This is a genomic window from Cryptosporangium sp. NPDC051539 (assembly GCF_044454545.1).
Taxonomy (GTDB): domain Bacteria; phylum Actinomycetota; class Actinomycetes; order Mycobacteriales; family Cryptosporangiaceae; genus Cryptosporangium.
In genome coordinates, this window is record NZ_JBITDV010000008.1 from 228,227 (window position 1) to 243,640 (window position 15,414).

The 15,414-nt window shown below is 72.1% G+C and carries 9 protein-coding genes; 5 read left to right on the forward strand and 4 right to left on the reverse strand.

From position 1 onward, the window contains the following. Positions 1 to 55 precede the first annotated feature (55 nt). Positions 56 to 1,999 carry a hypothetical protein gene (locus ACIBZJ_RS25335; RefSeq protein ID WP_395933624.1) on the forward strand — a complete coding sequence of 648 codons (1,944 nt, stop codon included), beginning with the start codon at positions 56 to 58 and terminating at the stop codon, positions 1,997 to 1,999. After that, positions 1,996 to 3,471: an acyltransferase family protein gene (locus ACIBZJ_RS25340; RefSeq protein ID WP_395933626.1), complete on the forward strand. Its 1,476-nt coding sequence runs from the start codon at positions 1,996 to 1,998 to the stop codon at positions 3,469 to 3,471. The genes ACIBZJ_RS25335 and ACIBZJ_RS25340 overlap by 4 nt, the downstream gene beginning before the upstream one ends. A 50-nt stretch (positions 3,472 to 3,521) precedes the next feature. Here the strand turns inward: ACIBZJ_RS25340 and ACIBZJ_RS25345 are convergent, their stop codons facing one another. Together ACIBZJ_RS25345 and ACIBZJ_RS25350 are read right to left on the reverse strand one after the other, a co-directional pair. Next, positions 3,522 to 7,844: an alpha-(1->3)-arabinofuranosyltransferase gene (locus tag ACIBZJ_RS25345; RefSeq protein WP_395933628.1), complete on the reverse strand. Its 4,323-nt coding sequence runs from the start codon at positions 7,842 to 7,844 to the stop codon at positions 3,522 to 3,524. After that, the gene (locus ACIBZJ_RS25350) at positions 7,841 to 8,659 is read right to left on the reverse strand and encodes a class I SAM-dependent methyltransferase (protein WP_395933630.1); all 819 of its coding nucleotides are present in this window, start codon (positions 8,657 to 8,659) and stop codon (positions 7,841 to 7,843) included. The genes ACIBZJ_RS25345 and ACIBZJ_RS25350 overlap by 4 nt, the downstream gene beginning before the upstream one ends. Positions 8,660 to 8,706: 47 nt before the next feature. On the opposite strand from ACIBZJ_RS25350, the gene ACIBZJ_RS25355 reads away from it, so the two are divergent. Then, on the forward strand, positions 8,707 to 9,813 hold the full coding sequence (locus ACIBZJ_RS25355; protein WP_395933632.1) for a glycosyltransferase family 4 protein: 1,107 nt from the start codon (positions 8,707 to 8,709) through the stop codon (positions 9,811 to 9,813). Between the two features lie 337 nt (positions 9,814 to 10,150). Here the strand turns inward: ACIBZJ_RS25355 and ACIBZJ_RS25360 are convergent, their stop codons facing one another. Continuing rightward, on the reverse strand, positions 10,151 to 10,300 hold the full coding sequence (locus ACIBZJ_RS25360) for a DUF2613 family protein (RefSeq protein ID WP_395933634.1): 150 nt from the start codon (positions 10,298 to 10,300) through the stop codon (positions 10,151 to 10,153). Positions 10,301 to 10,409: 109 nt separating this feature from the next. Beyond that, a complete protein-coding gene (locus tag ACIBZJ_RS25365; RefSeq protein ID WP_395933636.1) occupies positions 10,410 to 12,419 on the reverse strand; it encodes a hypothetical protein in 2,010 nt (669 codons plus the stop codon). Between the two features lie 97 nt (positions 12,420 to 12,516). Between ACIBZJ_RS25365 and ACIBZJ_RS25370 the strand changes: the two genes are divergently transcribed. Next, positions 12,517 to 13,734 (forward strand): polysaccharide biosynthesis protein, encoded by a 1,218-nt coding sequence (locus ACIBZJ_RS25370; RefSeq protein WP_395933638.1) that lies wholly within the window; start codon positions 12,517 to 12,519, stop codon positions 13,732 to 13,734. Positions 13,735 to 13,917: 183 nt separating this feature from the next. After that, positions 13,918 to 14,403, forward strand: coding sequence for a general stress protein (locus tag ACIBZJ_RS25375; protein WP_395933640.1), 486 nt, complete (start codon positions 13,918 to 13,920; stop codon positions 14,401 to 14,403). The last annotated feature ends 1,011 nt before the right edge of the window (positions 14,404 to 15,414 follow it).

Genomic DNA, 15,414 nt, shown 5'->3' on the forward strand with positions numbered 1-15,414 from the left:
TTTTCGCGATTAACTCCGCAGGTAGAGAGCGTCAACGAGGACGGTGTGTGAGGAAATGACGACGTACGTGCCGGCCGCACCGACACACGGGGAGCCGAGCCGGCACTTGGGTGGAGCGAGAGCACTCCACCCGTACGCGCTCGTGACCGCGGCGATCGCCGCGGTGCACGGCGTCGTCATCGGGGCGTTAGGGGTCGCCGGGTACTTCTACCTCGACGACATCGACATGACCGCCGAAGCGGCCCGGCATCCGTTCGGGTGGGACTACCTCACGCTCCCGGTCAACGACCACCTCACCCCGGGCCTGCGCACCTTCTACTGGATCAGCGCCTACCTCGCGCCGTACGACAACGACTCGACCATGCTGGCCCGGATCGTGATGCAGACGATCGCCACGCTGTTGATGGCATACCTGCTGGCCCTGTTGTTCGGCCCCGGCCGGACGGCGGCGATCGGCGTCGGCCTCTACGCGTTCTCACCCCTGCTGGTGCCCTCGCTGCTCTCGCTCTCCAGCGGCGTCAACCTGCTGCCCACGCACATCGGCATTCTCCTGCTGCTGGTGATGCACGTCCGATACGAGGCCACCCGCCGGCTGAAGTACGCGGCGTTCGGAGCGCTCGGGGTGCTGCTCGCGGTCGTGTTCTGGGAGAAGGCGGCACTCAGCGTGGCGCTGGCGCCGATGCTGACGCTGTTCTATCTGAGCAGCGGCGGCCTGCGCGCACGCCTGCGCGCGCTGCTCCGCTCGTGGCCCGCCTGGCTGGTCTACTTCCTGCCGATGGTCGCGTTCGCGGTCGTGTTCCTGACCGGCGACTACGCGTCTTCCCGCGAGACCCCGTCGCTCAGCGCCATCTGGGACCTCTTCTCGGATGCCTGGACCGGTTCGATCGCCCCGGCGGCGATCGGCGGGCCGTGGACCTGGTTCTCGCTCGACAACGTCTACTACAGCGCGTCGGCTCCCGGCGCGATCGCCGTCATCGCCGGCCAGGTCACGGCCGTGGTGCTGTGCGTGGTGGCGGTCCGCCGGAACGGGTGGTGGGCGCTGCGCGCCTGGCTCCTCCCGGCGACGGTGCTCGCCGGCACCGCGGTGCTGCTGGCGGCCGGCCGGTACGACTACGTCGGCGTGATCCTGGCCCGGAATTTCCACTACCTCTCCGAGATCACGATCGCGCTCGTGCTCGCCGAGCTGCTGCTGGTCGTCGTCCCCGACCCGGTGGCGGTCGCGGCCCGAGGCCGCTCGGGCCTGTGGCCCGCGGCCAAGACCGGCCAACCGGCGGCGGACGCTCCACCGCCACCGGACCATCGCGCGCTCGGACCGGTGGGGCTGGGACTCGTGGTGGCCGTCTTCGCCTACGCCGTGAGCTACGGCACGACCGTCAGCGAGTTCGAGAAGCGCTGGGTGGAGAACCCGGTGCGGGACTACATGACGACCGCGCTCCGCGACCTCGACCGAAACACGGCGAAGGGCCCGATCTCGGTGTTCGACACTTATGTGGCCGGCACCGTCGCGAACTTCATCAGTGGCAACCGGCGCGTCTCGGACGTCTTCCGCCCGGTCGAACGGCATCTACCGGCCGACGTCCGATGGGACGATGCGTCCGGACCGATGTTGATGTTCGATCAGGGCGGCCATCTGCTCCCGGCCCGTTTCGTGGAGGAAGCCACCAGTGTCGACCAGCCCGGCGTGTTATGCGCACATCCGTTGCGGGGAGTCGGATCGGTGACCGTGATGCTGGACAAGAAGATCCCGCACCCGGACGGGTTCCTCCGGCTGGACTACCTGACGCAGACGCCCACGAGCGTCTCGGTCCGGCTCGCCGACGGGGCGACGACGTTCGCCCCACGCCGGTTCTCCGAGGTGACGCTGACGACCGGCGCGTTCACGTCGCTGATGCTCGGCACGCCGAACAGGGGCTTCGATCGGGTAGTGGTCACCAGCACCGACCCCACCGCCGCCCTGTGCCTGGCCGCGAAGGCCGGACGTCCGGAGCCGGCCCTGTGACGGCCGCGACGCTCCGCGCCAAAGCCGGTGGCCATCTCGACGTGCTCGACGGCGTGCGCGCGCTGGCCGCGTTCGCCGTCGTCGGGACGCACGCCGGGTTCCAGACCGGGCGGGCCGTAGAGGGTTTCTGGGCGCCGTTCCTGGCCCGGCTCGACTTCGGTGTGACGCTGTTCTTCCTGCTGTCGGGCTTCCTGCTCTACCGGCCGTTCGTCGAGGCCGCCGTCGATCTGCGCCCGAAGCCGGCCACGCGGCCGTTCCTGATGCGGCGGTTCACCCGCATCTTCCCCGCGTACTGGGCCCTGCTCGCGATCACGATGCTGGTTCGCCCGTGGGAGCACACGGTCGGCTTCGGCGTCCAGCGGACGACGTGGACCGACTGGATCGAATACGCGACGCTCACCCACATCTATCTGGGCGACAACCCGCACCAGGCGCTCACGCACATCTGGAGCCTGGCCGTCGAGATGTCCTTCTACCTGGTGCTCCCGCTGATCGCGGCGGTTTCGCTGAAGGGCCGCCGTCCGAAGCGGATCATGAAGCGCCAGACGATCGCGCTCGGTCTCCTGCTGGCGGCCGGACCGATCTGGGGTCTGCTCATCCACCAGAGCGCCACGCTGCAGAAGCAGCTCGCGCTGCAGTGGCTGCCGGCCTACCTGGACTGGTTCGCGCTCGGCATGATCCTGGCCTGCCTGCCGTCGGCGGCGTCGGCGGGGGTGTGGCCCCGGCTGCGGAAACTCGTCGAGGACCTGACCGCGGCGCCGGGCTCGTGCTGGATCATCGCCGGCATCCTGTTCGTCCTGTCGATGACGCCGGTCGCCGGCCCGTACACGCTGGCCCCGGCCACCACCTCGCAGTGGATCGCGAAGCACCTCCTCTACGGGGCGACCGCGTTCTTCATGCTGCTGCCGCTGGTGTCTCCGGCGCCGGCGGACGGGCGGACGCATCCGCTGCGGGCGGTGCTCGCCGACAAGCGGGTCCTCTTCCTGGGCCGGATCAGCTACGGCGTCTTCCTGTTCCACCTGGTGATCATGTTCTCGCTGGTGGACGCATTGAACCTGGAGCTGTTCCGCGGTGGGTTCAGCACGCTGTTCCCGCTGACCGTGCTCGGTGCGGTGCTCGCGGCGTGGGTGAGCTACCGGGTGCTCGAGCGTCCGGCGCAGAACTACGTCCGCCGCCGCACCCGTCGGGGCGCGACCGACCTCGGATCGCCCGGCGACGCCCAGCCGCCGGCGACCGCGCCCGAGGAGCGGGCCGTACCCGCTGACGCGGGTGCCGCCGTACCCGCTGACGCGGAGACCGGCGGGCCCGCTGACGCGGAGGCCGCACCGCCACCGGCGGCTCCGGTCGCCTGGTACGAGGAGCCGGTGACGCTCGGCCCGTGGGTGCCCCCGCAGGCCGCGTCCGCCGACCCGATTCCGGAGTCCGAGCGCACCACCGAGCCGATCCCCCGGATCCCCCCGCCCCGGGGCTGACGCCCCGGGGTCTCCGGGGCCCTCGGGGTCGGGGGCCCGGGGCCTGGGCCTCAGGTCTTGTCGTCCTCGGTGAGCTCGGGAGCGTCCTCGGCCGACGACGGATGCGAGGCGACCACCGCGACGATCACGATCGCCGCCAGACACAACGCCTGCACCCACCAGGTGTCGGCCCACGGCTCGTGGTCGCCCGCGTACGGCCGGACCGCACCCGCGATCCCGGCCGCGACCAGCGCCGCCGCGCCCACCAGCGGGAGCCACCGCACCAGCACGTTCCCCCAGCGCAACCGCCGGACGACCACCCAGAGCACGACGGTCCCGATCAGCCCGGGCAGCCCCCCGATCAGCGCGGGCAGCACCAGCGGCAACCGCCGGGCCAGCGGCAGCCGACCGGCCTCGACCGGTTCGAGTGCCTCCGGCGTCCCGGCCTTCGCCGTCGCCGGCACCGTCCGCCCGGCCGGACGTCCGGACCGCCACAGCGCCAGCAGCAACAGCACCGCGAGCAGCCCGGCGATCAGACCGCCCCAGTAGACCCACTTCGGGCGATAGCTGAGCTGCACCGTGCCGCCGTCACCGGCCGGCACGACCCAGGCCTGCTGCCACCCGTCGACCCGGATCGGCACCAGGTCTTGCCCGCCCAGGTGCGCGACCCAGCCACGATTGAAGTTCTCCGGCACGACCAGCAGGCTCGGCTGATCGGACGGGCCGAGGTCGACGCTGCGCGAGGTCGAACCCCAGTTCCGGACGTCCGCCGTCCGCTGGGTCGACCGGATGCCGGTCGCTCCGAGCGGCGCGAGCATCACCGAGACCGGCCGGAGCGCGTCGTTGCCGATCAGCTGCATCCGGTGCTCACCGGCGGACAGCTGGAGGTCGGCCGCCGGCTGCCCGGCGGCCGAGCCGCTCGGCGAGCACGGCTCGACCTTGACCGGGCGTTCCTCCAGCAGGTCGCCCACGGTCAGCGGCCGCTGCCCGGCGCCGTTGCCCTGTGCGTCCGCGGTGGCGGACGTCGCCGGGCCGACCACCCGGGTCTGCACGATGAAGCCGTCGATCGCGAGCTCCGGACCCTGGCCGCAGCCGAGCTCGACGACCTTGTTCGCGGGCACCGGCTTGACGAGGTCTTCGGCTCCGATCAGCCGGAGCTCACCGATGCCGGCGGGCAGCAGTTCCTGCAGTCCGTTCGCCGCGTTCGTCGTCACCGACGGCGTCGTCTCGAGGATCCGGATGCCGAACGACGTCCCGCTCATCGGCTTGTCGAGCTTCACCGTGTTGGTCCGGCCGTTGGGCACTACCGGGCGGACCTGGATCTGGCCCTCGTTCGAGGTCACCTGCACGTACCGCGGCGGCGCCACGGTCGAGGTCGGCTCGAGGTCCATCTCCAGGGCGGTGATCGTCCGGCGCTTCGGGAGTGCGACGGTCAGCGCCGGTGCCCGGACCCCGGGTTTGGCGATCCAGACCGTGGTCGGATCGTCGTCGAACACCGCCTGCGGCCGGGTCCTGGGGTCGTTGTACCCGGTGTCCGCACTGGACGCGGTCGCCGCGCCGTCGCCCGGCGAGAGCAGCGCGTCGAGCGCCGCGCCGGAGATCGGCAGGCCGGTGACCGTGACCGCGTAGGACGCCGGGGCGGGCAGCGTGAACGTCCGGTCGATCCCGGTCGGCTCCTCGGCCGGCGTCGACAGGCCCGGCAGGCAGATCGGCCGGTCGTCGAAGGTCAGGCAGTCGCCGTGCCCGCTGGTCGCGGCGCGGAACACGACGATCGCCGGGTCGGTGCCGGTGACCCGCGGGGTGACCAGCGTCCGGGTCGGCTTGACGCCCGGCACCGTGATCTCGGCGATCGCGACGCCACCGGCCTTCGCCGGGTCGCCGTCGACCGCGCGCACGGTGAGCCGCAGCTTGCGGGTGGTGCCCGGGGGCGCCGCCACGTTCTGCGGCTTCCCGTCCGGTGTCACCGCGACCCGCTGGGTGCCCCGGTCGGTGGTGACGTCGAGTTGCGTCGGCAGCGGGCCGAGCTTGATCTGACCGTCGAACTGCAGCGCGAAACGGCTCAGGTCGACGGGGTGGTCGAAGTCGAGCTCCAGCCACTGGCCGATCGCGCCCGGGCTGCCGGTCGTCCAGCTGCTGTGCTGGTCGCCGTCCACCGCGAACCAGGGCGCGTGCGCGGCATCGTGCGAGACCGCGGCATCCACGTCGGAGCCGGACGACGACGCCCGGAAACCGGAGACGCCGGTGTACCGCGCGACGGTCAGCAGCGACGGGTCGTCACTGTTGAGGTAGTCGTAGGCGGAGCGCCGGCCGACGTACGGCTCGTTCTTCGTCATCGTGGCCGACACGTTGTGCCGGACCTCGCCGAAGTTGACCTCCCGCCGTCTCAGCGTGTCGGTGACGACCGGCGTGCCGACCGAGTCGCCGAGCACCTGGTCGTCGCCCTCCAGCACGGTCGGCCGTCCGACGGCGAGCCCCTGTTCCGCGAGCGAGAGCGTGGCTTCGGGACCGCCGGCCATCCGCAGCACGTTGTCGAGCGGCACGCTCCGGACCGTCGCCGGCGCATCGCCGACCTGGTAGATCTCGACCGCGTGGTACGCGGCCATCTTCGGATCGTAGAGCTTCCGGTCGACCAGGTCACCGGCCGCGGTCAGCTCCGGCCCGAACCATTTCACCCGCCGGAGGCCGGGTGATCCGTCCAGAGCTTCGTGCACCAGTTCCGGACGCGTGGCGCGGCCCCGCCGCCAGTCCAGATCGTTGCGGACGACGACGTACCCGATGCCGGCGCCGGCCAGCGCGGTCGCGAGACCGGCCGATGGCTGGCCGTCGGCGAGCAGCTGGTCGAACGCGTCGAGCAGCCGGATGTTGCCGGCCGAGCTGAGCGGGACGCCGTCGCGCACCAGCCAGCCGCTCTTGGCCAGCGGCTGCAGCACGTCGTCGTTCGTGCGTCCCCAGTAGTAAAGGCCGAACGGCGCGCCCGGGACGACCAGGCCGCGGCTCTCGCCGGCGTTGGCGCCGAGCCAGTCGGCGGCGTCGGCCCAGTACGTCGGGTACTCGGTCGGGCGGGACCGGTTCACGAGGTCGCCGCTGACCGCGGGGACCGCGCTGACCAGCAGCGTCGCTGCGACCGCGACGCGCAGCAGCGCGGCGACGGGGAGGTCGCGCAACTGAATGCCCCGCAGCGGCCGGATCGCGGCGAGCAGGTGGGCCAGGCCCACCGCGAGCACCAGCCGGATGATCGGGTCGAACTTGTGGATGTTGCGGAACGGGCTGAGCGGCCCGTCGAGCATGTCCTGCGCCCAGGGCGCCCAGGGCGGGGTGACCGGTCCGGTGTGTCCGAACGTGATCAACGCCAGCCCGATGATCAGGCCACCGCCGAGGAACAGCCGGTGCGGGTTGCTGCGCTGGACGGCGCCGATCAGGCCGACGGCGGCCACCAGCACGGTGGCGATGATCGCGGCGGGCGCGGTGAGCAGCACCCAGCCGGCCGTCCACTCGGGGCCGTCCGGCCCGGCGATGCGGGCCACCCACTGCGTGGTGCCGCGGAACGCGTCCAGAAGGTCGGTGGCGGACGTGGTGTACGCGCTCGACTCGATCCAGTCGAGGAACGGCGGGCTGTACTTACCGAGAACGAGGAGCGGGACGACCCACCAGAGCGACGCGAGCCCGATCGCGAGCACCCACCACCGGATCAGCGCGTTCTTGCGTCTGCCGCGCTCGCGGGTCAGCAGCCACCAGGCCGGCAGCGGGAGGATCGCGATCGCCGCGGCCGCGTTGATACCGCCGACGAACAGGAACGCCACCCCGGACGCCGCGGCGGCGCGGCGCGGCGAGCCGCGGCGGGAACCGAGCACCAGCGGCGCGAGCACCCAGGGCGCCACCGCGAACGGGATGATCTCGGCCGAGACGCCGCCGAGCTCGGTGAGCATCCGGGGCGCCAGCGCGTAGGTCAGCGCGGCGATGACCCGGACCGTCGGCGTGCCGATCCGCAGCGCGTTCAGCAGCCGGTAGGTGCCGCCCCAGGCGCCGACCAGCAGCGCGGCGAACCAGAGCCGCTGCACCATCCAGGCGTCGACGTGCAGCAGGTTGCCGAGCGAGAAGAACGGCCCCATCGGGAACAGGTAGCCGTAGGCCTGGTTCTGCAGCTGGCCCGCGTACCCGGTCGGGTCCCAGAGGCCTAACGCGCGGCCGAGGAACGCCAGCGGGTCGACGACGAGGTCGAGCTTGGTGTCGGCGGCGATCTCGCCGGGCTTCTGCAGGAAGGCCAGGACGACCAGCGCGAGCGCGACGCCGATCAGGCGCAGCCGGCGAACCGTGGGCGGCGCAGGCGGTTTCGGCGCGTCGGGGACGCGCTGTTCGGACGTGTCGTCAGGACCGGTGAGCGCGGTGGCGGTCACCGAACCCTCAGCACGAGCACGAGGTTCCAGGTCACGATCTCCCGTACACCAGGCACGTGGACCACCCACTTGGCGCCGTCGGGGTGGTAGCGCGGGACGATATCGAGGACCTCGACCCTACCGGTGGAGCGGCGCTGTTTGGCCCAGCGCATCATCCTGGCCGCGGTGATCCTGAACAGACTTTCGCCGAACACGTTCTTCGGCGGATGGCCCTCCTTGCGGGCGTACCGGCGGGCCGCGTAGTGCCCACCCAGGTAATGCCAGGGCGCGGTCTCGTGTCCGCCGAAGGGGCCCCACCAGAGCATGTACGACAGATAGACGATTCCGCCCGGTTTCGTCACCCGGACCATCTCGTCGGCCATGAGTTCCGGTTTGTCGACATGTTCGAGGACGTTCGAGGAGTAACAGACATCGATCGCACCGGTCTGGATCGGCAACGCCATGCCGCTGCCCAGCACCGTGTCTGGTCCCGGCTCTGCACGCGCGGCGAGTTCGCCCAGGTCAGCGTCGATTCCGACGTAAGTAGCGCCGGCTCGGCGGAACGCGTCGGCGAAGTAGCCGGGGCCACCGCCGACGTCGAGCAGCCGTTTGCCGGTGAGGTCGGTGTACTGACTCACCTGGCGCGCCGAGTCGGCCGCGAGCATCCCGTAGAAGTAGTCGGGGTCGGTCTGCTCGACCCGGAACGCCTTGAACAGTTCGACCGAGCGACGGAACGTACCGGGCGGTGGCACGATCAGTCGGCGCCCGTCGGCCGCGATGCCGGTCGAGCTCCCTGAAACGTCGATCAACGCGATTCGTCCCTCCGGACGGGCCAAGTGTCGTACGGTGTCGCGGCACAGGTTACTGATTGGTAGGGAGACGCGTGGTGGAAACCGCTGCTCTACCCGCCGTACTCATTTTGAACTGGCGGGATCTTCGCAATCCCGAAGGCGGCGGCTCGGAGTTGTACGCCGAGCAGGTGGCCGCCTCGCTGGCCCGGCGGGGTCACGCGGTAACGATCGTGTGCGCCGCACACTCCCACGGCGCGGCCGAGGAGACCACACCGGACGGCGTCCGGATCCTGCGGCGGGGCGGGCGGCACACCGTGTACGCGCGGGCCGCCTGGGAGTACTTACGCGGGCGGCTCGGCCGGCCCGGGGTCGTGATCGACGTCCAGAACGGGCTGCCGTTCCTGTCCCGGCTGTATGCGCGATCGCCAGTCGTCCTGCTCGTGCACCACGTGCACCGGGAGCAGTGGCGGGTCGTACTGGGTCCGATGGCGGCCCGGTTCGGGTGGTGGGTGGAGTCCTGGCTGTCGCCGCGGGTGCACCGCGGCTGCCGGTACGTCGCGGTCTCCGAGTCGACGCGCAACGAGCTCGCCGAGCTGGGCGTGGACGCCGAGCGGATCACGATCATCCACAACGGGACGCCGCCCCCGTCGCGCGTCGCGGCGCCCCGGGCGTCCACGCCGACACTGCTGGTGCTGGGACGGTTGGTGCCGCACAAGCGCGTCGAGGTCGCGTTACGGGCCGTACAGCGGTTCCCCGAGATCCGGCTGGTCGTGGCCGGCCAGGGCTGGTGGCTGGAGCCGTTACGCGAGGAGGCGGCCCGGCTCGGCATCACCGACCGGGTGCGGTTCGCCGGGTTCGTCGACGAGGACGAGAAGCGGCGCCTGCTCGCGCAGTCGTGGGCCATGCTCGTGCCGTCGCTCAAGGAGGGCTGGGGGCTCTCGGTCATCGAGGCCGCCGCCCACGGGACGCCCGCCGTCGCGTTCCGCAACGCCGGTGGCGTCGCCGAGTCGGTCATCGACGGCGAGACCGGCTTCCTCGCCGACAGCGAGGAGGAATTCCTCGCGTACTGCGCCCGGCTGGTCGACGATCCCGCGTTACGGGCAGCGATGGGTGAGGCGGCCCGTGCGCACGCCGGCCGTTTCACCTGGGACGAGACCGGCAAGCGATTTGCGGCGCTGGTAGACGAGATCACCTGTTGACACCACCGCTCGGTCGTTGTGGAACCGAACGGTACCAGGTGTCCCATTTGTCGATCACTCGTAGTTAAGTCACGGATACTTTGCGCGGTCGGTCGCTGCCGGCCCGAATACATTCGGGTGCCTGCGCGTCGAAATTCAAAACTGTCGCCGCCGAATTGTAATGCGGACGCTAAAAATGCTTCGCGCAATTCATGTCGCCACCGAGCCGAGGCCGCCGCGAGGATGCACGGACAGTCACCACCCGACCGTCCTCAATCGAGAAAGGGGTCGGCCCGGCGATCGTCGCACGACGACGGCCGGGCCGACCCCTGACCCACGAATCTGCTGGTCAGCAGGCTTAGCGGTGCCCGTACTGCACCAGCGGCTTGCTGACCGCCGGTGTGTTCTCAGGCGACTGCTTAGTGACACTCACGATCCCGATCGTGGTCAACACCGCGAGTACGACGCCGACTACGGCCGCCACGATGATCGAGAGAAACGAGCTCATTACGGCTCCTTCCAATATGACGCGGGGGTGACGTTACCAAGCAGTAGCTGCGCTCGGGAAGTCTTGTACCCGATGCGAGGGCGGGAAACCGAAAATACTAGTTGGGGGACTAGTCCCGCCGAGGGAGGGCCCATGATGCCAAGGCTCCGAGCAGAACACCAAGCGCGAGGGCGTAACCGGCCAGTACGGCGGCCTTCCGCACCGTTTCAGCTCGCTCGACGACCCGCGGGGCCGGGTCGGCCCGGTAGAGCACCAGGTCGGGGCCCCGCCAGACCTGGTCGTAACCGGCCAGGGCACTGGCCGGGGCGTCGCCGGGGGTCGTGCGCTCGATCAGGATCCAGCGGATGCCGGCCGTGACGAGGGACCGTCTCCGGGCGATCGCGTCGCGGACGGCGGCGGCTCGGGGGCTCTCGCCGGAGACCGTGGCGGTGCCGACCACGAGGGCGTCCTCGGCGACGACGTCGACCGGGAAGTAGCGCGGGGCGGGGTCGAGCGCGGTGCGGTCGCCGTTCCACGGGTAGGCGCGGAACGTGGAGAACGGGAGGACGGCGAGCGTGCCGTGCGGGTCCCGGGCGAGCTCGGCGGCGACGCGGTCCCAGTCGTCCGGGTACTGCACCGAGTGCAGCCGTCCGGCGCCGCCCCAGGCCAGGTCGGGCAGCGCGAGCACGGGGAAGGCGACGGCCGCGACCGTGAGGGCAGCGGCCACGAGGCGGTTGGCGTGGGCGGCCAAGCGATTGACGGGCGCGGCCGGGCGGTCGACCGGCGCGGCCGGGCGGTTGGCGTGGGCAGCCAAGCGGCTGACGGGCGCGGCCAGGCGGTCGGCGCCGAGCGCGAAGGCGACGGCCAGGAGGAGGGCGTAGGGGGCCAGGAACTTCTGGCCGTCCCGGAGGAGACCGGAACCGGGCACGTGGGCCACGAGGGCGCCGAGCAGGCCCTGGGTGACCGGGAACGCACCGGCTGCGGCGATCACGATGCCACCGGCCGCGGTGAGGGACGCGGCGATCACCGGCCCGCGGCCCCAGCGGGCCAGCAGCGGGCGCAGTCCGGCGGCGGCGATGGCCAGTACCAACAGCGTGACGAGCGGCGCGGCCACCGACGTGCGGCTGGCCGGGACCGTCTCGGCGTTCCAGATCCCGCCCAGCCCGAGCAGTGCGCCGAGCGTCCCCGACCAGTTCTCGCCCCGGGCCGCGAACGCCGTGACCCCGTCCGGGTCGGACACCGCGCTGACCTTCGCCATTGCCCCGGCCACGACCCAGGGAGCGTTCAGCGCGACCACCGCCAGCACCCAGAGCGGACGCGCCCGATCCCGGAGCCGCCCGGCGTCCGTCACGGCGGCGTCCGTTTGACCGGCGTCCGTCAGGGCGGCGTCCGTTTGACCGGCGTCCGTCAGAGCGGCGTCCGGAGGGGCGGGGTCCGTCAGGTCGGCGTCCGTCACGGCGACGCCCGTCAAGGCGGCGCCCGTCAGAGCGGCGCCCGTCAGAGCGGCGCCCGTCAGAGCGGCGTCCGGATCGGCGGGGTCCGTTAGAGCGGCGTCCGAATTGGCTGCGTCCGGATCGGCGGGGTCCGGAGGGTGGGCGGCGGGGCGGCAGAGGACTACCGCGGCGGTGATCGCGGCCAGCAGGCCGCCGGTGGGGGTGAGCGCGGCGAGCGCGGACCAGAGGACCACCGGCGCGGGGTGGGCGCCGGCACGGGCGGCCCGGGCGCTACGGACGATCCACGGGAGCGCGGCGTAGCCGAGTAATAACCCCCAGTGTCCGATCAGGAGTCGCTCGGCGACGTACGCGTTCCACCCGTACGCCGCTCCCGCCACCAGCCGGACCGCGACCCGATCGCTCGGCACCAGCCGGGCCGCGCCCACGACCGCGACCCACACGACCGCGACCAGCGCGACGACCTGCACCACCCACCCCGGCACCACGGACGTGAGCACCGCGACGACGGCGTCCTGCGGGACCGCTCGCGGTAACCCGTCGCCCCAGCCGAGCGCGGCCGCGGTGAACGGCACCCGTGGCGTCGCCACCATGTCGTAGGCCAGCACGTAGCCGGGCCTCAGCACCGGAGCCAGCGCGAGCAGGGCCAGCACCGCGGCGAGCACGTGCTCGGCACGACCGCGCGCCACGCACCCTCCGACCTGTCCGAGACCGCCCCAAAACTTACCCGCCAGTAGCTAGGCTGGCACCCTCACCGTATCCGGACGCGTCGTGCAAGGGAGCCACATGTCGTCGCCGCAGACGGGAGCAGTTCGATTTGCCGCGGGAGCCGCGTTGGTCGCGGCCGCCGCGATGGCCGCGAACGTGCTCGCGTACGGGCTGCGGCTCTCCGGTAACTGGCTGCTCGACGCGGGTGAGAACGGCGCGCTCGGGGCGCTGATCGCGCTGCTCACGGTCGCCACCGTCTTACAGGTCGGTACCCAGACCGCGGCCGCGGTCCGGATCGCGAAGGGTGACACCGACCCGGCCGGCCTGGTGACGCTCGGCGTCCGGCTGTCGGTGGCGACGTCCGCGGTGCTGGCTCTCGCGTCGCCGGTGATCACCGCCGTGCTGCACCTGCCGGGCCTGTGGCCGGCGCTCGCGCTCGCCGCCGCGGTCGGGCCGCTGAACGCGGCCGGGATCCACCTCGGGTTGCTGCAGGGCGCGGAGCGGTTCGGCCGGCTCGCCGTACTCACCGGCGTCGTTGCTTTCGGACGCTCGGGGGGCGGGCTGATCGGCCTGCTGGTGGGTCGCAGCGCGTTCACGACGATGCTCGGCGTGGCCATCGGGGGCGGGTTGGCGCTGGTGGCGGCCTACGTGTTGTCGAGGCCCGTGCGTTCGGTGCGTTCCGCCGGGTCGCCGCGGATGGGTGACATGCTCGGGGCGTGCAGCGCGATGCTGGCGATGCTGGCACTGGTGAACGCAGACCTGCTGCTGGCGCGGGCGGTGCTGCCGGCCGAGGTGAGCGGCGAGTACGCGGTCGGCGCGATCCTGACGAACGCGGCCTACTGGGCGCCGCAGGTCGTGGGAGTGGTGGCGCTGCCGCGGCTGGCGCAGGGGCACCGGCGGGCGTTGCCGCTGAGCATGCTCGTGGTGGGGTTCGTCGGGCTGGTGGCGGTCGGGGCGTGCGCGTTGTTCGGGAGTCTCGCGGTCGCGGTCGCCGGGAAGGGTGAGTACGCCGGGCTGGCCGGCGAGGTCTGGCTGTTCGCGGCCGCGGGTGCCGGCTGGGCGCTCGTGAACCTCCTGCTGACCGCCCGGATCGCGGGCGGCTCGCGCTGGATCGCGTCGCCGCTGTGGGCGGCGGCGCTGCTGGAGGTCGGCGCGGTGCTGGCGTGGCGCCCGTACTCGCTGACACACACAGCCGTGGTCGCGGTGGCGGCCGCGTGGGGAAGCGTGCTGGTCGCGGCGTTGCTGGCAAGGTCGCGAGCCACCGCGCCGCTACCGCTCCCCGCACCGGTGGCCTAGCGCACCCACCGCCGCGCGGCCCAACACGACGCAGCCCAGCCCGGCTCCGCCGTGACGGTGAGTTACGGCACGACACTGCTGGTCACAGTGCCGTAACGGCCGATTCAGCTGCTCGGCACAGGGGTATACGGGCGGCGCAGCGTGCAGACCGCCGCGCTGGTCAGTACTGCCCGGGAGTTCGAGATGACCATCCCTACCGGACCGCCGACCGACTCCGTGAACAACGTCGACCGGACGCTGCTCGCGAGCTACGGCGACTACCTGTCCGCCCAGCGTGCCGTCGACTACCTGTCCGACCAGAAGTTCCCGGTCGAGCACACCACGATCATCGGCACCGATCTGCGGCTCGTCGAGCAGGTGATCGGCCGGATGACGTTCGGCAAGGCGGCCGCGGCCGGCGCGGGCTCGGGAGCCTGGTTCGGCCTGTTCTTCGGCCTCCTGCTGGGGCTGTTCACCGACAACAGCTTCGGCGGTTGGATCGCGCTGATCCTGACCGCGGTAGTGATCGGCGCCGTCTGGGGCGCGGTGTTCGCTCTGGTCGCGCACTCGCTCACCGGCGGCCAGCGCGACTTCGCGTCCCGCAGCTCGCTGGCCGCGGGGCGCTACGACGTGCTGGTGTCGACCGCCTATCACAACGAGGCCCAACGAGTCCTGGAAGGCCTCCGCTAGCTCCGGGGGTTCGCTACCAGCCCGCCTCAGCGAGGGGTCCCCTGCGACCGCCCGCCCGTCGGATCCTCCGGCCACTCCCGCGGGTGGACGCCGGCTTCTCCGTGCCGCACCCGCGCGGGTGGACGGAAGATCTCCCTGTCGCTCGCGCGGTGGATGGAAGATCCTCCGTGTCAGGGCATGGACGATCCGCCATCCACCCGGTGCCACACCGCGCCTGGCACCCGGCCCTGGATGCCGCTAACACCCGTGATCCGGCTGGCAGCCCGGTGGTGCGGAGGCGCCACGCTCGGTGGTGTCGACCGCCGCGCCGATCGTGGCCAGGGGTTGGTAGCACGCCCCTGTCGCGCCGGGCGCTGCACTCCATGCCGGCGCGAGGCCCGGTGCGGGTTTCGCGGAAGGTGGCTTTGGCGGCGACCTGAATCGCACTGTGTGCGCACGCGTGCTGGCGATGCTCGTGGCGATTCAGACCGTTGGGCCGGGCGCGCCACCCCGCCGCGTAGCGGAGCCAACGGCCCGCAGCCCCATCGGCCCGCGCTACTACGCAAGGCCGAAGGCTGCCAGTGCCACCGTCCACAGCCGAAGACCGCCAATTGCCACTGCCCACGGCTGCCAATGCCACCGCGCATGGCCGAAGGCTGCCGATGCCACTGCACACCACACCGGCCGGCCGCCACCACGCACACCCGCCGCAGATCGCCAGCGCCGCCCACAGCACCACCGACCACCCCCGCCCGGACCCACCGGCCACCGGCCACCGCACGACGCGGCGCGATCCGCAGCCGCCGGAGACCCCCGGCCGGCCGGGGGATGGCTCCCGATCGACCAACCCACCTAGCCCCGCGCGCACGGCATCCGAGCCCGCCCCCGCCGACCCCCCGAGCCCCGCTCGGCCCCTCCCCGCCATCCGGCCCCGCCCCGCGCCGTCACCGGCCCGACCCCCGCCGCCAGGCCCGGCTGCCCGGCCGCCCAGCCCGGCCGCCAGGCCAGGCCGCCGCCGGGCCCCGGCCGCCC